Here is a 16962-nt window from a genome sequence, read left to right on the forward strand (position 1 = left end):
TCCCAAGGGAACCCACCCCCGCCCCCTACCGTCCTCTCACCGTCGCGGCGAGCAGCGACTCGTGGGTCGGTGCCTCGGGCACATCCGCCGGACGTCCCACGGCGAACTCCTTGCGCAGCACGGGTACGACCTCCTCGCCGAGCAGGTCGAGCTGCTCCAGCACGGTCTTCAGCGGCAGCCCCGCGTGGTCCATGAGGAACAGCTGGCGCTGGTAGTCACCGGCGTACTCCCGGAACGCCAGCGTCTTCTCGATCACCTGCTGCGGCGAGCCGACGGTCAGCGGGGTCTGCTCGGTGAAGTCCTCCAGGGACGGCCCGTGGCCGTAGACCGGCGCGTTGTCGAAGTACGGCCGGAACTCGCGCACCGCGTCCTGCGAGTTCCTCCGCATGAACACCTGGCCGCCCAGTCCGACGATCGCCTGCTCGGGCGTGCCGTGGCCGTAGTGGGCGAAGCGGGTCCGGTACAGCTCGACCATGCGCTTGGTGTGGTCGGCGGGCCAGAAGATGTTGTTGTGGAAGAAGCCGTCGCCGTAGAAGGCGGCCTGCTCGGCGATCTCCGGTGAGCGGATCGAGCCGTGCCAGACGAACGGCGGCACCCCGTCCAGCGGCCGCGGCGTGGCGGTGAAGCCCTGCAGCGGGGTGCGGAACTTCCCCTCCCAGTCCACGACGTCCTCGCGCCACAGCCGGCGCAGCAGGGCGTAGTTCTCGATGGCGAGGTCGATGCCCTTCCGGATGTCCTGCCCGAACCACGGATACACCGGCCCGGTGTTGCCGCGGCCCATCATCAGGTCCACCCGGCCGTCGGCCAGGTGCTGGAGCATCGCGAAGTCCTCCGCGATCTTCACCGGGTCGTTGGTGGTGATCAGGGTGGTGGAGGTGGACAGGATCAGGTTCTGCGTCCGTGCCGCGATGTAGCCGAGCATCGTGGTCGGCGACGACGGCACGAACGGCGGGTTGTGGTGCTCGCCGGTCGCGAAGACGTCCAGGCCGACCTCCTCGGCCTTCAGCGCGATGGCGACCATCGCCTTGATGCGCTCCGCCTCGGTCGGCGTACGCCCCGTGGTGGGGTCCGGCGTGACGTCGCCGACCGTGAAGATCCCGAACTGCATGGCCGCTCACCCTCCAGGTTGTTGACTGTTCAACTATACCCCGGCAACGGCCACCCCACCTCGCCTATTCCGACCCCCACGACCGAACCCCACAGCCAACCCCTACGGCACCAGCACCACCCGCCCCCGCAGCCCGCCCTCCGCCAGCCGCACATGCGCCTTCGCCGCCTCCCCCAAGGGATACGTCTCGGCCACCCGCAGCGTCAGCACCCCCTCGTCCACCAGCCGGCCCAGCTCCGCGAGCCGCGCCCCGTCCGGCCGTACCGCCACCGCGTCCGTACGCACCCCGCGCACCGAACCGGGCTGCCCACCGGGCCGCACCCCGACGTACACACCGCCGTCCCGCACCCACGCCAGCGCCGTCTCACCGAGCACCGCCGCGTCCAGCACCGCGTCCACACCGCCCGGCTCTCCCCCACCGGCCGTGAAACGCGCGGCCCCCAGCGACCGCACCAGCTCCTCGTCACCCGCCCGCGCATGCCCGGTCACCTCGATCCCCCGGCCCGCGGCCAGCTGCACCGCGAACCCGCCGACCGCGCCCGCCGCCCCGGTCACCAGCAGCGAGGAACCCGGCGCGAGATCCAGCAGATCCAGGGCCTGGACCGCGGTCAGCCCGTTCAACGGCAGGGTGCCCGCGTGCACCGCGTCCACCGAGGCGGGCGCCACCGCCACCGCGTCCGCGTCGACCACGACGTACTCCGCGTGCGCCCCGAGCGGCTCGGCCACACTCGCCACCAGCGCCACCACCGGATCCCCGACCTGCCAGGCGGCGGCCACCCCCGCCGCGTCCACCGTGCCGGCCACATCCCAGCCGAGCCCGATCGTCTTGCCGGCCCCACCGAAGACGCCGGCGCGCACGCCCGCGTCCACCGGGTTCAGCGCACCCGCGGCCACCTTGATCCGCACCTGCCCCGCCCCCGGCTCCGGCACCGGCACCTCCGCGATCTCCACGGCCTCCGGACCGCCGAACGTCCTCACCACAGCAGCACGCATGACAACTCTCCCTGAAAACAAGCCATTTGACGATTCGATCGCGCGGGACTTCCCGGCCGCACAACCCACCGTAGGAGAGCTACTATCTATTGGTAAGTAGTTACCTGAGAGTGCGTAGCAGACCCGAAGGAGAGGGACCATGGCCACCACGACCGCCTCCCAGCGACGCGAACAGGCCCGCGCCGACTACGACGCCTTCCTGCGCGCATGCCCCACCAACCAGCTCCTCGGCCGGCTCAGCGACAAATGGGTCAGCCTCGTCGTCGCCGCCCTCGCCCAGGGCCCCAAGCGCTACAGCGACATCGGCCGCAAGATCGCCGGCGTCAGCCCCAAGATGCTCACCCAGACCCTGCGCACCCTCGAACGCGACGGCATCATCACCCGCACCGTCACCCCCTCCGTCCCGGTCCGCGTCGACTACGCCCTCACCCCCCTCGGCACCAGCCTCGCCGCCCTGCTCACCGCCGTGAAGGACTGGGCCGAGACCCACTTCGAGGAAGTACGGGACGCCCGCGAGCGCTACGACGCCGAGAACCCCGCCTGACCCACCAGCAGCTCAGAAGGCATAGGCGTCCCCGGTGTCCAGCACCAGCACCTTCAACTCGTCGTTCGTGTGATCCCTGTCCACCGCACCGCCACCCCACACCGTGCCGATCTCCAGCGTGACCTCCGACGCCTTCTCCATCAGCCGCACCGGCACCATCACCTGCTCCCCCACCCCGTTCACAGCCAGCGCGCCCGTCGAGCACACCACCGTCCGCTCGTCCTCCCGCACACACCGGGCAGGCAGCTGCTGCGCCACGGCCAGCGGCACCGACCAGCGCAGCCGCACCGTCGCATCCGGCACAGCGGCGGGCCCGTTGTTCCGGGGAGTCAGCCGCACGTCCACCGTGTCCCCGGCCATCAGCGCGGTCCCGTGAAAGGCCAGATCGGCCTCAGGCACAGGAGCGGCCGACGCAACCCCCGGCACCAGAACGAACCCGGCACACACCCCCGCCACCGCCCCCGCCGCCACCCACGCCCGTACCCGCACCCGCACCCGCACCCGCACGCCACTCACCCGCACGCCACTCACCTCACCCGCACTCCCCGCACTCACGAAAGACCCGACGTCGCATGCATGCCACCGAGCCCGGCCGCCCAGGCGCCCTCGAACAGGTGACAGGCTCAGCCGCCGGACCCCGGATGAGAAGCTGACACCCATGCCGATCCTCCGCTCCGCCGCCCTGTTCGTCGTCGCCGCATTCTTCGAGATCGGCGGCGCCTGGCTGATCTGGCAGGGCGTACGCGAGCACCGGGGCTGGCTCTGGATGACCGGCGGAGTCCTCGCCCTCGGCGCCTACGGCTTCGTCGCCACCTTCCAGCCCGACGCCCACTTCGGCCGCATCCTGGCGGCGTACGGCGGGATCTTCGTCGCGGGCTCGATCCTGTGGGGCATGATCGCCGACGGCTACCGCCCCGACCGCTGGGACCTGACCGGCATGCTGATCTGCCTCGCCGGAATGGCCGTGATCATGTGGGCGCCGAGGAACGGCGCCTGAGCCTCACTTACGCTGGACGCAGACCCGCCACGACCAGACCCCAGGAGCTGCCCATGGCCCCGGCCCCCGCCTCCCGCATCGCCGTCGTCACCGGTGCGAGCAGCGGCATCGGAGCCGCCACGGCCCGGCAGCTCGCCGCGGCCGGCTACCGCGTCGTCCTCACCGCGCGCCGCAAGGACCGCATCGAGGAACTGGCCGAGGAACTGACCAAGGCGGGCCACTCGGCGACGGCGTACCCGCTGGACGTGACGGACCGCGCGGCGGTGGACGAGTTCGCCACGGCGTTCCAGACGATCGGCGTGCTGGTGAACAACGCGGGCGGCGCCCTCGGCGCGGACCCGGTGGCCACCGGCGACCCGGCGGACTGGCGCACGATGTACGAGACGAACGTCATCGGCACCCTGAACGTCACCCAGGCCCTGCTGCCGAAGCTGGAGGCGAGCGGCGACGGCGTGATCGTGGTCGTGTCCTCCACGGCGGGCCACGGCACGTACGAGGGCGGCGCCGGCTACGTCGCCGCCAAGCACGGCACCCACGTCCTCGCGGAGACCCTCCGCCTGGAGATCGTGGGCAAACCGGTCCGGGTGATCGAGATCGCCCCCGGCATGGTCAAGACCGACGAGTTCGCCCTGACCCGCTTCGGCGGAGACGAGGCGAAGGCGGCGAAGGTCTACGAGGGCGTCGCCGCCCCCCTCACGGCGGACGACGTGGCGGAAACCATCACCTGGGCGGTCACCCGCCCCAGCCACGTCAACGTCGACCTCCTGATCCTCCGCCCCCGCGCCCAGGCCTCCAACACCAAGGTCCACCGGGAGCCGTGATGCCCGAAGAAACCCCCGAGTCCCAGGCCGACTCCCTCGACTCCCTGGAAAAGTCCCTCGAAAAGGCCCGCCTGGCCCAGGAAACCCATGACGAACGCAGGGTCTGGTGGTTCCTGGGCTACTTCCTCTTCGGCATCCACGTCGTGGCCTTCGTCATGATCTACGCCGTCCGCCACGGCCACTGACCTGCCACTCCGCCCCCGTTCACTCACACGGGGGAACCTCACCGATCACCCGATCACCAACCGAACGGGCGCCCTAGGCTCGCGCCACACGATCAACTCGACGGCCCTCGGCAGGGATTGCAGTCCCGGCCGAGGGCCTCACCAGCATGGAAGTGGAGGCTTCCCGTGGCTGACTGCGAGCCTAACGCCCACCGGTTCATGGACCTGACGGTGCCCGAGTATGCGTACATGTTCGGGTTCGTGCAGGCGGATGGACATCTGTCCCAGCAATCGCGGCAACGAGGGCGACTGACCGTCGAGATCAGCGCCCGCGACATCGACTTGCTGCGCAAGTTCCAGAAACTGACGCCGTACAACAGCAGCATCACCGAACGCACCCGGTCGACCAACTTCGCCGAGACTCACCGCGCCGCGATCTGGAGCCTGTGTTCCCTGGAAGCCAGGACCAGGCTCAACGAGCTCGGCCTGCCGTACGGCCGTAAGTCAAAGACGATCGCTCCTCCCGACGTCGAATTCTCGCGCCGCGACTATCTGCGCGGCCTCATCGACGCAGACGGCTCGGTCGGCTTCACCAGCAAGGGATTCCCCTTCATCTCCCTCACCACGGCGAGCACCGCCATCGCGTCCTGTCTGCGTGAATACGCCAGAGACGTGACGGGGGCGGAGCGCATGCTCAAGCGCAACACGCGCGACGACATCTACAACATCTTCTACTCGATGGAGACAGCGCAGCGTCTGACCGCCGACCTGTACTACGCCAACTGCCTCTCCTTGGAGCGCAAGCACACCTGCGCTGACTCTCTCGCCACTTGGGTTCGCCCCACTGGCATGAGGGCCGAATACACAAAGCGCTGCTGGAGCGAGCAGGAAGACCGCATGCTATTGGAGCTCAACAGTCCAACAGCCGCTGCCGAGGTGCTCGGCAGGACCGAAAAGAGTTGCAATCTCCGCCTCTGGCGACTGCGCACGGGCCAAGTTCCGATGCCCGACAAGCAGTAACCAAACACGGAGGGGCCCCGGCCGAGTAGCCGGGGCCTCCTCGCGTCAGCCCTTCACACAGACGACCTGCTTCAGTTTGGCCACGACCTGCACCAAGTCCCGCTGCTGGTCGATGACCTGGTCGATGGACTTGTAGGCGCCCGGGATCTCGTCCACGACGCCGGAGTCCTTGCGGCACTCCACGCCCCGGGTCTGGTCCTCCAGGTCCTTCGTCGTGAAGCGCCTCTTCGCCGCGTTCCGGCTCATCTTCCGACCCGCGCCGTGCGACGCCGAGTTAAAGGCCTTCTCGTTGCCGAGACCCTTCACGATGTACGACCCCGTGCCCATCGAGCCCGGGATGATCCCGTACTCGCCCGAGCCGGCCCGGATCGCTCCCTTGCGGGTGACGAGCAGGTCCATGCCCTCGTACCGCTCCTCCGCCACGTAGTTGTGGTGGCAGGAGATCTCCGGCTCGAAGGTCGGCTTGGCCTTCTTGAACTCCTTGCGGATCACGTCCTTCAGGAGCGCCATCATCAGCGTGCGGTTGTACTTGGCATACTCCTGCGCCCAGAACAGATCGTTACGGTAGGCCGCCATCTGCGGGGTGTCCGAGACGAAGACCGCCAAGTCCCGGTCGACCAGGCCCTGGTTGTGCGGGAGCTTCTGGGCCACGCCGATGTGGTGCTCGGCAAGTTCCTTGCCGATGTTCCGGGAGCCGGAGTGCAGCATGAGCCACACTCCATCCTGCATATCTATGCAGAGTTCTGCAAAGTGATTCCCGGCTCCGAGTGTTCCCATCTGCAAAGTCGCCCGCTCCCGCCGGAACTTCACAGCATCGGCGACCTGGTCGAACCGCCCCCAGAAGTCATCCCACCCCGCGGTGGCCAGCCCATGAAAATCCCCCGGCTCCACCGGATCCTCATGCATCCCCCGCCCCACCGGAATCGCCTGCTCGATCTTCGACCGCAGCCGCGACAGGTCCCCCGGCAAGTCATTGGCCGTGAGCGACGTCTTCACCGCCGACATCCCGCAGCCGATGTCCACCCCGACCGCCGCCGGGCACACGGCACCCTGCATCGCGATGACCGAGCCGACCGTCGCGCCCTTGCCGTAGTGCACGTCCGGCATGACGGCGAGGCCCTTGATCCAGGGCAGGGTCGCCACGTTCTGCAGCTGGCGCAGGGCCACGTCCTCGACCGTCGCGGGGTCCGTCCACATCCGGATCGGTACCTTCGCGCCCGGCATCTCCACGTACGACATACGTTCCTCGTTCCCCCGGTTACGACAACAAAAGACTTAGAAGCAACAAACACGACAAAGCGCAAAACAGCGCCAGGGGTGGCGAAAAGGGACACGGGACCGGCGTCCACCGCAGTGCGTGCGATACACATTGTCTCCAGGGGACGCCCCGCTGCGGCAAGCGATTAACCAGCGGGGACACTGGAGCACCGAGCGAGCGCAGACCCACCCGAGAGGAGCCCGTCCGTGCAGCGGAAGGCGTACGTACCCGGCACCGCCGCCCTCCTCGCGGCGCTGCTGGCCGGCTGCACGAGCGGCTCCGGCGGTGACGGCTCGACGGACAACGCCAACCCGGGCGACGCCGGTACGACGGCGGCCGCCGCTCAGCCGGGCAAGTACCGCACGCTGCCCGAACCGTGTGGCGCGGTCACCCACGACACCCTCGACACACTGCTGCCCGGTATCAGGCAACTCGCCGATCCCGGCCAGCGGGACAAGGCCTACCAGGGCGACGCGGAGCTGACGTACGACACCGATCGCAAGGTCGGCTGCCGCTGGAAGGTCGATTCCGACGACGCCACCGACCGTCTGTCGATCGACTTCGAGCGCGTGGTGTCGTACGACAACAGCGTCAGCGACGACGACCAGGCGAAGAAGCTGTTCGCGGACAAGGAGGCGGCGGCCGATCTGCCGGCGCCGAGCGGGTCTGCGACCGGGTCTCCGTCCGCGCCGTCGTCCAGTGGTTCCCCTTCGGGCTCTCCGTCAGGTTCTCCTTCCGGTTCCCCGTCGGGCTCTCCCTCGGGTTCCCCGTCGGGCTCGCCGAGCGGCTCCCCTTCCTCTTCCGCCGATCTGCAGCCGCGCGTGCTGACCGATCTCGGTGACGACGCGTATCTGGACGACCAGCTTGCCGCGTCCGGTTCGACGGCCGAACAGCGGACGGTGACTGTGGTGTTCCGCACGTCCAACGTCCTCGTCACCATCGAGTACGAGGAGCAGCCGACGGCGACGGGAACGGTCCCGGACAGCAAGGAAATGCAGGACAGGGCCCGTAATCTGGCCGCCAAGCTGGATGACTCGCTGGGCGGCTGACGTCCGCAGCGGCTCGGCGCCGCCCTGTTCGCGAAGAACGCGAACGGAAACCGCACAGCTCCTTCACCGCGTACCGTGGGCCCGCAGGAACCCGCACGAATACCGAGCGTAGTGAAGGAACCATGCAGCGAGCAGCCCAGCGAGACGACCGTGCCCAGGAAGTAAGGCGTGGCAAGCGCCTGAGCCGTGTGCTTGTCTGCGCGGCAGCCGTTCCCGCGATGCTGATCACCGCCGCCTGTTCGTCGGACTCGGGCGACTCCAAGAGCAAGGGTGGCGGCAGCAGTGCGCAGGCGTCCGCGGGCGGATCGGGCGCGTCGTCGTCGTCGAGTGCGTCCCCGACCGTGCAGGCGGCGGCGTATCAGAAGCTTCCTGATGCGTGCGGGGTGCTGTCGAAGAACACCCTCTCCGATCTGGTGCCGAAGGGCACTTCGGGCAAGAAGGGCAGTTCGGACGACCCGTCGTCCCGTGCCTCCTGTTCCTGGAGCAGTCTGGACAACAATGGTGTGAAGGGTTCGCAGTTCCGCTGGCTGAACGTCTCGTTGTTGCGTTTCGACTCGGACTCCACGCGTGGCACCGGTGAGGCGCAGGCGCACACGTACTTCGCGCGGCAGGTGAAGGACGCCGAGGCGGTGGGCGGGGCGAAGAACAGCAAGGAGGTGCCGCTGTCCGGCGTGGGTTCGGAGGCGACGGCGGTGCGCTACGACCTGCAGAAGAAGGAAGGGCTCTTCAAGCAGCAGACGGTGGTGGCCCGGGTCGAGAACGTGGTCGTGACGCTGGACTACAACGGTGCGGGCCTCGCGGGTGACCAGACTCCGGACGCGGACGAGCTGACTCAGTCGGCGGAGAAGGCGGTCAAGGAGGCGGTCGCCGCGGTCTCCGCCGCCAACGGCAACGCGTCGGGGTCGGGTTCGGGGGCGGGTTCGTCGTCGTCTTCCGCGCCTTCCGGTTCTCCGTCCAAGGCGGCGTCCGGGTCCCCTTCTTCCAGCGCTTCTCCGTCCAAGTCGGCGAGCGGCAAGGGCTGATCCCGGTGCCGTTCCGGTGGGCGTGGCATCGGCGAACTTCCGACCGGTGCCACGTTCGCCGTATGCGTGTGCCACCCTGTTGCGCGCAACATCAGGCAATGGGAGGGGAGTACGAGTGGCCGCGCCACCGCAGCTGACTCGGATGCACCGCGTACTCATCGGCGTGGTCGTGACCGGCGCCTTGATCATCGCCGGTATCGGCTTCGCCGGCTCGTACGCGGCCGTTCGTGAGCTGGCCATCAAGAAGGGTTTCGGGAACTTCTCGTACGTGTTCCCGGTGGGCATCGACGCAGGCATCTGTGTGCTGCTGTCCCTGGACCTGCTGCTGACCTGGATCCGTATTCCCTTTCCGCTGCTGAGGCAGACGGCCTGGCTGCTCACGGCGGCGACGATCGCGTTCAACGGTGCCGCTGCCTGGCCGGACCCGCTGGGTGTGGGCATGCATGCGGTGATTCCGATCCTGTTCGTGGTCGCGGTCGAGGCGGCTCGGCACGCGGTCGGCCGGATCGCGGACATCACGGCGGACAAGCACATGGAGGGTGTCCGCCTCACGCGCTGGCTGCTCTCTCCGGTGCCGACGTTCCTGTTGTGGCGCCGGATGAAGTTGTGGGAGCTGCGCTCCTATGACCAGGTGATCAAGCTGGAGCAGGAACGTCTCGTCTACCAGGCCCGCCTGCACTCCCGCTTCGGCCGCGCGTGGCGTAGGAAGGCTCCGGTGGAGTCTCTGATGCCGCTGCGTCTGGCGCGTTACGGCGTGCCCTTGTCGGACACGGCTCCGGCGGGTCTGGCGGCGGCGGGGATCGAGCCGACGCTGATACCTGCCGCCGTTGTGGACGGTCGTGCCGTTGGGGCGGCGCCCGTCCCGGTGCAGGCGGCGCCTCCTGGCGAGCAGCGCCCCGAGCTGCCCGGCCACCACCCCGGGCGGCTGGAAACCCCTGAACCTCCGGTGGCTGTGGATGAGCAGAGCCCTTGGTTCCAGGCTCAGCAGCAGATCGAGTACCACGGCGGCTACGACCCCACCTATGACCCGCCCCAGGAACCTCAGTACGTCCCGGAGGAGGAGTACGAGGGGTGGTACGAGGAGCAGCAGCCGGAGGACTTCCAGCAGCCGTCCCCGGAGGAGACCGGCAGTTTCCCCATTCCGGTGGGTCCGAACCGCACCCGCGAGCTGGGCGAGGGCGGCGGCACTCCGGGGCTGGAGCCGGCCGAGGAGGACTTCTACCAGGTGTTCCGTAAGTCGATCGACGGCAGCTATCCGACCGCTGCCCAGCTCAAGGACGACATCGAGGCGACCTTCGGCATCGTGCTTCCGCTGAACGATGCCCAGCGCATGGTCAACCGCTTCACCAACCGTCACACGGCGGAGTTGCAGGAAGACCACATCGCCTAAGAAAAATCGCATGGGAACGCCATAGGAACGCAGGAAGGCATAGGAAAGAGGGGGCCCTCGCTTTCGGAGGGCCCCCTCTTTCCTTACGCGATTACTTCCGCGGTCTTACTCGCCGAGCAGGCGCCGCACTCGCTCCTGTCCGACGGCGAGGAGCAGGGTGGGCAGGCGTGGCCCGGTGTCCCGTCCGACGAGCAGGTGGTAGAGCAGGGCGAAGAAGGTGCGCTGGGCGGTCTTGATCTCCGGCGGGAGTTCCTTGGGCGTGGCGTCGGCGGGGAAGCCGGCCTGCACCTTGGGCACGCCGTAGACGAGGTGGGTCAGTCCGTCGAGCGACCAGTGCTCGGCGAGTCCGTCGAGCAGCAGGCGTACGGACTGCTGGGAGGCCTCGTCGAGGGACTTCAGCAGTTCGGCGTCGGGCTCGTCCCGGACGATGGTCCGCTGGTCCGCCGGGACGTGGGTGTTGATCCAGGCCTCGGCCTTGTCGTAGCGCGGCCGGGCTTCGGCCAGTGAGGCCAGCGGCTGCTCCGGGTCGAGCTCGGAGAGGATGCGCAGTGCCTGGTCCTCGTGTCCGGCGGTGATGTCGGCGACGGAGGCGAGGGTGCGGTACGGCAGCGGGCGCGTCGTCTTCGGCAGCTCGCCGACGGCGGTGCCGACGGCGCGTGTGTAGGCGGCGACGTCGGCGGGAAGCGCGGACCCGTCCGCGACCTTCCCGGCCAGCTTGTCCCACTCGTCGTAGAGCCGCTGGATCTCCTGGTCGAAGGCGATCTTGAAGGACTGGTTGGGCCTGCGGCGGGCGTAGAGCCAGCGCAGGATCTGCGGCTCCATGATCTTCAGCGCGTCGGCGGGGGTGGGCACGCCGCCGCGGGACGACGACATCTTCGCCATGCCGGAGATGCCGACGAAGGCGTACATGGGGCCGATCGGCTGCTTGCCGCCGAAGATTCCGACGATCTGCCCGCCGACCTGGAAGGACGACCCGGGAGACGAGTGGTCGACGCCGCTGGGCTCGAAGATCACTCCTTCGTACGCCCAGCGCATCGGCCAGTCGACCTTCCAGACCAGCTTGCCGCGGTTGAACTCGCTGAGCCGGACGGTCTCGGAGAAGCCGCACGCGGTGCAGGTGTAGGTGAGCTCGGTGGTGTCGTCGTCGTAGGAGGTGACGGTCGTCAGGTCCTTCTCGCAGTTGCCGCAGTACGGCTTGTACGGGAAGTAGCCGGCGGAGCCGGACGAGCCGTCGTCCTCGCTCGCCGCGCCGGAGCCCTCCTCGGCCTCCAGCTCGGCCTCGTCGACGGCCTTCTGCTGCTGCTTCTTCGGGGCCTTCTTGGTGCGGTACTGGGCGAGGACCGCGTCGATGTCGCCTCGGTGCTTCATGGCGTGCAGGATCTGCTCGCGGTAGACACCGGAGGTGTACTGCGCGGTCTGGCTGATCCCGTCGAACTCGACGCCCAGCTCGGCGAGCGAGGCGATCATGGCGGCCTTGAAGTGCTCGGCCCAGTTCGGGTACGGCGACCCCTTCGGCGCCGGGACGGAGGTCAGCGGCTTGCCGATGTGTTCGGCCCAGGCCTCCTCGTCGACCCCGGCGATGCCCTTCGGCACCTTCCTGTAGCGGTCGTAGTCGTCCCAGGAGATCAGGTGCCGGACCTTGTACCCGCGGCGGCGGATCTCGTCCGCGACCAGGTGCGGGGTCATGACCTCACGGAGATTGCCCAGGTGGATGGGTCCGGAGGGGGAGAGTCCGGACGCGACGACGACGGGTTTACCCGGGGCCCGGCGCTCCGACTCCTCGATGACGTCATCCGCGAAACGGGAGACCCAGTCGGCGGTCTCGGTGCTGCTCTGAGCCACGATCGGCACGTCCTTCTTTCTGGAACCTGGAACGGGGAGGCACTCCATCTGATCGGGGTGACACCTCATTCTCACAGACCGGATCGCGCCCGCGAAAACCGCTTTACCCACCATGGGATACTGGCTGGGTCTATCCATCCCCACGAGGAGAACGGCACCCATTCCTATGGCCTCGGTCACGTCCCTCAGCGATTCCGTCCAGCAGCGCCTCGCGTCCGCCCTCTCGGCCACCCTGCCGGAGGCTGCCGGCGCGGACCCGCTGCTGCGACGAAGCGACCGGGCCGACTTCCAGGCCAACGGGATCCTGGCCCTGGCCAAGAAGGCGAAGGCGAACCCGCGGGAGCTGGCGACGCAGGTCGTCGCTCAGGTGGTGACGGGTGACGAGCTGATCGAGGACGTCGAGGTCTCCGGCCCCGGCTTCCTGAACATCACGATCGCGGACCGGGCGATCACCGGGAACCTGGCCGCGCGGTACGCGGACGAGACGGGCCGCCTCGGCGTGCCGGTCGCGGCCGAGCCGGGTACGACGGTGGTCGACTACGCGCAGCCGAACGTGGCGAAGGAGATGCACGTAGGCCATCTGCGCTCCGCGGTGATCGGCGACTCGGTGGTCCAGCTCCTGGAGTTCACCGGCGAGAACGTGATCCGCCGTCACCACATCGGCGACTGGGGCACCCAGTTCGGCATGCTCATCCAGTACCTGGAGGAGCACCCGCACGAGCTGGACCACAAGGCGTCCGCCGAGGACACGGCCGCGTCCGGTGAGGAGGCGATGTCGAACCTGGACCGCCTCTACAAGGCGGCGCGGAAGAAGTTCGACGCGGACGAGGAGTTCAAGACGCGGGCCCGCCGCCGTGTGGTGGACCTCCAGGCGGGCGACCCGCAGACCCTGGCCACGTGGCAGAAGTTCGTCGACGAGTCGAAGATCTACTTCTTCTCCGTCTTCGAGAAGCTGGACATGGAGATCCAGGACCCGGACATCGTCGGCGAGTCGGGCTACAACGACATGCTGGCCGAGACCTGCCGCCTCCTGGAGGAGTCGGGTGTGGCCGTCCGCTCGGAGGGCGCCCTGTGTGTCTTCTTCGACGACATCAAGGGCCCGGACGGCAGCCTGGTCCCGCTGATCGTGCAGAAGTCGGACGGCGGCTACGGCTACGCGGCGACCGACCTCTCGGCCATCCGCGACCGTGTCTTCGGCCTCAAGGCGAACACGCTCGTCTACGTGGTGGACGCCCGCCAGGCCCTGCACTTCAAGATGGTCTTCGAGACGGCGCGCCGGGCCGGCTGGCTGAACGAGGACGTCACCGCCTTCCAGCTGGCCTTCGGCACGGTCCTCGGCAAGGACGGCAAGCCGTTCAAGACGCGTGAGGGCGAGACGGTCCGCCTGGTCGACCTGCTGGACGAGGCGATCGACCGTGCCTCGGCCGTGGTCCGGGAGAAGGCCCAGGACCTGTCCGAGGAGGAGATCGCCGAGCGGGGCGCCCAGGTGGGCATCGGCGCGGTGAAGTACGCGGACCTGTCGACGTCGGCGAACCGGGACTACAAGTTCGACCTGGACCAGATGGTCTCGCTGAACGGCGACACGAGCGTGTACCTCCAGTACGCCTACGCCCGTATCCGGTCCATCCTCCGCAAGGCCGGCGAGGTCCGCCCCGTCGCGCACCCGGAGCTGGAGCTGGCGCCGGCGGAGCGCGCCCTGGGCCTGCACGCGGACGCGTTCGCGGAGTCGGTCGCGGAAGCGGCGCAGGAGTACGCCCCGCACAAGCTGGCGGCGTACCTCTACCAGCTGGCGTCCCTCTACACGACCTTCTACGACAAGTGCCCGGTCCTGAAGGCCGAGACGCCGGAGCAGGTGGAGAACCGCCTCTTCCTGTGCGACGTCACGGCCCGCACCCTGCACCAGGGCATGGCCCTGCTGGGCATCAGGACGCCTGAGAAGCTCTGACCTCTGAGAGGCTCCCTTAGAGTCTGTGGAGCAGTCCTGTCCTTGCAGGCCTGAACAGACTCTGAGGGAGCCCGATGTCCGAGCGAGTCCCCGACCCGTCCACGGCCCATTTCGGCGCGGCCGGCATGCGCCGCTTCACGGTGCCGGCCTCCTACGGCGTCCAGCTGCCCGACATGGCCCGCGAGGCACTGGCGCACACCGGGGTCCCGCTGCATGTGACGCCGTACTTCACGGCGGCGGCGGAGACGGACGGACCGACGCTGGGCATGACGGCCGGCCACCACGGCCTGCCCGTGCCCGCGGGCCAGGAAACCTGGCTGCGCATCGGCACGGACCCGCTGGCCCACCTGTGCGTACGGCCCGACGGAGCGGTACAGGCGGTCTTCCTGGGGGTCGGCGAGGACGACATGTTCGTCAGCTCGGACCTCCCCGCCTTCACCGCCTCGCTGGCCGCACTGGACCGCCGGCTGCCGGTGATCGCCGCCTCGACCAGCCTCCCGGTGGCGGCGGCCGCGTTCCGTGAGCTCAACGCCGAGCTGCGGCAGATCGACGCCGCCGCCTTCGAGGACCGCGAGAGCTGGTGGCCGAGGGTCCTGGACGACGTACGGCACACCCTCAACTTCCCCTTCTCGTCGGCCTTCGAGTACGTCGACGCGACGGGCGCCAAGCAGATCGTCACCGACGCGACGGGCCCCGGCCGCCCGCACCCCGAGGAACTGATCTGGCAGCGCCTGCACGCGCAAGGGATCTCCCCGGAGCAGGTACGCCGCGTCTACTGCGAGCTGGAGCCCTGCATGATGCCGGGCCACTACTGCGCCGTATGGCTCCAGGCCACCTTCCCGCACGCGGAGTTCACGCACAGCTTCGACTACGGCGACACGGCGGAGTCGCGGGAAGAGGGCCTGAAGGAGCTCATCACGCACGCGGCCCAGCAGGCAGGGGGCCGGTGACGTCGTCACGGAAGGGGGAGTCTGCCGTGCCCGAGCCGAAGTGGTCCCGCCCGGCAGCGGGCCGCGAACCGGCCGCCGCCGCGCTGCTGTCCTGGCTGGCCGACCCGGACGCCCCGCGCCTGTGTGTGGTGACCGGGGGCGAGGGGTGCGGCAAATCGACGCTGCTGGCGTGGTTGATCGGGCACGGGACGCGGGAGGGGACGCTGCCGGAAAGCCGGGTGCACGGCTTTGTCCCGATGGCAGGGGAAAGCGCCCTCACGGCCACCTGGACCCTGGCGCAGCAGTTGGCAATCGCCGCACGGACCCCGGGGGATCTGGTGACCGCCCTCGCAGCCGACGGACGCCGTACGGTGATCGTGCTGCCGGACCTGCACTCGGCCGACGATCCCGACACGGTCGCGGAACTTGTCCTTCGTCTCGTCCAGTTGGGGCACGTCCGACTCATTGTGGAACTGCGTGGCGACAGTGATGTGGCAGGTGGCCTCCTGGCCACGCGTCCCGCAGTAATGGACCTCGACGAGAGGCAGTGGACCGACCCGGAGCGGTACGCGGTGTGGGCCAGGGAGCAGGACTCCCGCGGGCCGGCGGAACCGGAGGATGACGGAGCCCTGCCAGAGCTGTCGGCCGTCGACTTGTACGACCCCGCCGCTGTCTGCGCCGCGGACCCGTGGCAGGTGACTCGCCTGTACGAACGCTCGGACGAGGCTCATGGCGGTCTGCGGACGGCCTGGTTGCGAGCAGGGGTGTCCCTGACCCGTGAGCAGACGCCCGCGGACCGGGCCGTCGTACTCCTGGCGGCGCTGGGCGACGGGGCCGACCCGAGGCTGCCGCAGGCGATCTCTGCGCTGGCCGAGAGCGCGGCGTGGCAGGTTGTCTGGAGCAGGGTCCGCGGCGATGTGCGACCACCGTGGCCGGGACCGGCGCATGCGCTCGCGTGCGCTCGTGGGCATCTGCTCGTGGCTGATCACCAAGGCACGGTCCGCCTGGTGGATGCGAGGGACGCCGCGCCGGTCGGCAGGCTGCCGGAGCCGGTGCGACAGGCGCGCGCTGTCGCCGCCACGCACGGGGGCGACGTAATCGTCCTGGACGCACAGGGCCGGCTGGACACAGGGCGCAACCCCACCGCACCGAGGCCCACAGGCCTGTCGGCACTGCTGGACGACGGGCCGACGCCTCTGGAGCGGCTGGCACAGGCCGCGCGAGCTCAACTGGACGGTCAGGTCACGGCATTGGCGGCCTGTGAACAATTGCTTGCCGTCGGTGACGGGGCAGGTCGAGTACACGCCTTCACGGAAGGCGACTCGCAAGTCGACGCAGAGGTCGAAGCGGAGCCAAGGTCTTTCACGGTCCGGCTGCACGAGGGAGAGGTCACAGGTGTGGCAGCCCTGCGCCTCACCGTACCCGAGGACGGACCGGGCATCCCACTGGTCTACAGCGGCGGCTACGACGGGACGGTACGGGCATGGGGCCCGGGCGCCGAGCCGCTCGCCTCCCCCGTCCGGTCACGGCCGTACCCGGTGACGGCGCTGGCGGCGGCCGGGGCCACAGGCGCAGGCGGTGCGCCGGTGCTGGCCGTCGGGTGGGCGGATGGCCTGGTCGAACACCACACCCTGGACGAGGACGGCACGGTCCGCACCTACTGGCCCGGAGCCCCGGTGCACTCGCTGGCGTTGACCGGCACCGGCGCGCTTCTTGTCGGCACGGACGAGATGCTGGTGTGTCTGCGTCCCGTCTGAAGACGGCTGTGGTTGTCACAGTCATGCCATAGACCCGTCAGTCATCCTTGCCTGCCAACTCTCAACCCCCGTTATGGTTTTCACACTCGTGCGATGATCACGAGAACGAGGGGTGTCACGGGG

General features: G+C 69.0%; 16 protein-coding genes. 11 read left to right on the top strand and 5 right to left on the bottom strand.

The genetic code is table 11. The features are described from left to right. Positions 1-25 precede the first annotated feature (25 nt). Complete coding sequence (locus LE548_RS37475; RefSeq protein ID WP_225101513.1) at positions 26-1108, bottom strand: LLM class flavin-dependent oxidoreductase; 1083 nt, start codon at positions 1106-1108, stop codon at positions 26-28. Positions 1109-1210: 102 nt separating this feature from the next. Further along, positions 1211-2101 carry an NADP-dependent oxidoreductase gene (locus tag LE548_RS37480; RefSeq protein ID WP_225101514.1) on the bottom strand — a complete coding sequence of 297 codons (891 nt, stop codon included), beginning with the start codon at positions 2099-2101 and terminating at the stop codon, positions 1211-1213. A 139-nt stretch (positions 2102-2240) separates the two neighbouring features. On the opposite strand from LE548_RS37480, the gene LE548_RS37485 reads away from it, so the two are divergent. Further along, positions 2241-2645, top strand: a complete 405-nt coding sequence (locus tag LE548_RS37485) for a helix-turn-helix domain-containing protein (RefSeq protein ID WP_225101515.1) — start codon at positions 2241-2243, stop codon at positions 2643-2645. Between the two features lie 12 nt (positions 2646-2657). Here LE548_RS37485 and LE548_RS37490 read toward each other — a convergent pair whose 3' ends face one another. Beyond that, positions 2658-3167: a hypothetical protein gene (locus LE548_RS37490; protein ID WP_225101516.1), complete on the bottom strand. Its 510-nt coding sequence runs from the start codon at positions 3165-3167 to the stop codon at positions 2658-2660. A gap of 136 nt (positions 3168-3303) precedes the next feature. On the opposite strand from LE548_RS37490, the gene LE548_RS37495 reads away from it, so the two are divergent. The 4 genes from LE548_RS37495 (at position 3304) to LE548_RS37510 (ending at position 5647) form a co-directional block, all read left to right on the top strand. Continuing rightward, on the top strand, positions 3304-3642 hold the full coding sequence (locus LE548_RS37495; RefSeq protein WP_225101517.1) for a YnfA family protein: 339 nt from the start codon (positions 3304-3306) through the stop codon (positions 3640-3642). 53 nt (positions 3643-3695) lie between these two features. Continuing rightward, positions 3696-4463 (top strand): SDR family NAD(P)-dependent oxidoreductase, encoded by a 768-nt coding sequence (locus LE548_RS37500; RefSeq protein ID WP_225101518.1) that lies wholly within the window; start codon positions 3696-3698, stop codon positions 4461-4463. Next, a complete protein-coding gene (locus tag LE548_RS37505) occupies positions 4463-4648 on the top strand; it encodes a hypothetical protein (protein WP_225101519.1) in 186 nt (61 codons plus the stop codon). The genes LE548_RS37500 and LE548_RS37505 overlap by 1 nt, the downstream gene beginning before the upstream one ends. A 165-nt stretch (positions 4649-4813) precedes the next feature. Continuing rightward, the gene (locus LE548_RS37510) at positions 4814-5647 is read left to right on the top strand and encodes an LAGLIDADG family homing endonuclease (protein ID WP_225101520.1); all 834 of its coding nucleotides are present in this window, start codon (positions 4814-4816) and stop codon (positions 5645-5647) included. Between the two features lie 45 nt (positions 5648-5692). On the opposite strand, the gene LE548_RS37515 is transcribed toward LE548_RS37510, so the two are convergent. Beyond that, entirely contained in the window at positions 5693-6886 is a 1194-nt protein-coding gene (locus LE548_RS37515; protein WP_225101521.1) for an RtcB family protein, read from the bottom strand. A gap of 225 nt (positions 6887-7111) precedes the next feature. On the opposite strand from LE548_RS37515, the gene LE548_RS37520 reads away from it, so the two are divergent. The 3 genes from LE548_RS37520 (at position 7112) to LE548_RS37530 (ending at position 10366) form a co-directional block, all read left to right on the top strand. Beyond that, entirely contained in the window at positions 7112-7954 is an 843-nt protein-coding gene (locus LE548_RS37520) for a DUF3558 domain-containing protein (RefSeq protein ID WP_225101522.1), read from the top strand. A 122-nt stretch (positions 7955-8076) separates the two neighbouring features. Beyond that, a complete protein-coding gene (locus tag LE548_RS37525) occupies positions 8077-8976 on the top strand; it encodes a DUF3558 family protein (protein ID WP_374116226.1) in 900 nt (299 codons plus the stop codon). A gap of 142 nt (positions 8977-9118) precedes the next feature. After that, positions 9119-10366, top strand: a complete 1248-nt coding sequence (locus tag LE548_RS37530; RefSeq protein WP_225101524.1) for a DUF2637 domain-containing protein — start codon at positions 9119-9121, stop codon at positions 10364-10366. Between the two features lie 105 nt (positions 10367-10471). On the opposite strand, the gene lysS is transcribed toward LE548_RS37530, so the two are convergent. Then, positions 10472-12217: a lysine--tRNA ligase gene (gene lysS / locus LE548_RS37535; RefSeq protein WP_225101525.1), complete on the bottom strand. Its 1746-nt coding sequence runs from the start codon at positions 12215-12217 to the stop codon at positions 10472-10474. Between the two features lie 157 nt (positions 12218-12374). Here lysS and argS point away from each other — a divergent pair, with 157 nt between their 5' ends. From argS to LE548_RS37550, 3 genes are all read left to right on the top strand, one after another. After that, positions 12375-14153 (top strand): arginine--tRNA ligase, encoded by a 1779-nt coding sequence (gene argS, locus LE548_RS37540; RefSeq protein WP_225101526.1) that lies wholly within the window; start codon positions 12375-12377, stop codon positions 14151-14153. 74 nt (positions 14154-14227) lie between these two features. Further along, on the top strand, positions 14228-15103 hold the full coding sequence (locus tag LE548_RS37545) for a nucleic acid/nucleotide deaminase domain-containing protein (protein ID WP_225101527.1): 876 nt from the start codon (positions 14228-14230) through the stop codon (positions 15101-15103). 26 nt (positions 15104-15129) lie between these two features. Beyond that, positions 15130-16839 (top strand): hypothetical protein, encoded by a 1710-nt coding sequence (locus LE548_RS37550; RefSeq protein ID WP_225101528.1) that lies wholly within the window; start codon positions 15130-15132, stop codon positions 16837-16839. Positions 16840-16962 lie beyond the last annotated feature (123 nt).

It is taken from the genome of Streptomyces sp. CoH27 (genome assembly GCF_020181035.1).
Classification (GTDB): Bacteria; Actinomycetota; Actinomycetes; order Streptomycetales; family Streptomycetaceae; genus Streptomyces; species Streptomyces camelliae.

Coding starts and splice junctions, on each gene's coding strand:
- LE548_RS37475 (WP_225101513.1), bottom strand. CDS start 1,108: ATGCAGTTCGGGATCTTCACGGTCGGCGACGTCACGCCGGACCCCACC.
- LE548_RS37480 (WP_225101514.1), bottom strand. CDS start 2,101: ATGCGTGCTGCTGTGGTGAGGACGTTCGGCGGTCCGGAGGCCGTGGAG.
- LE548_RS37485 (WP_225101515.1), top strand. CDS start 2,241: ATGGCCACCACGACCGCCTCCCAGCGACGCGAACAGGCCCGCGCCGAC.
- LE548_RS37495 (WP_225101517.1), top strand. CDS start 3,304: ATGCCGATCCTCCGCTCCGCCGCCCTGTTCGTCGTCGCCGCATTCTTC.
- LE548_RS37500 (WP_225101518.1), top strand. CDS start 3,696: ATGGCCCCGGCCCCCGCCTCCCGCATCGCCGTCGTCACCGGTGCGAGC.
- LE548_RS37505 (WP_225101519.1), top strand. CDS start 4,463: ATGCCCGAAGAAACCCCCGAGTCCCAGGCCGACTCCCTCGACTCCCTG.
- LE548_RS37515 (WP_225101521.1), bottom strand. CDS start 6,886: ATGTCGTACGTGGAGATGCCGGGCGCGAAGGTACCGATCCGGATGTGG.
- LE548_RS37525 (WP_374116226.1), top strand. CDS start 8,077: ATGCAGCGAGCAGCCCAGCGAGACGACCGTGCCCAGGAAGTAAGGCGT.
- LE548_RS37530 (WP_225101524.1), top strand. CDS start 9,119: ATGCACCGCGTACTCATCGGCGTGGTCGTGACCGGCGCCTTGATCATC.
- argS (WP_225101526.1), top strand. CDS start 12,375: ATGGCCTCGGTCACGTCCCTCAGCGATTCCGTCCAGCAGCGCCTCGCG.
- LE548_RS37545 (WP_225101527.1), top strand. CDS start 14,228: ATGTCCGAGCGAGTCCCCGACCCGTCCACGGCCCATTTCGGCGCGGCC.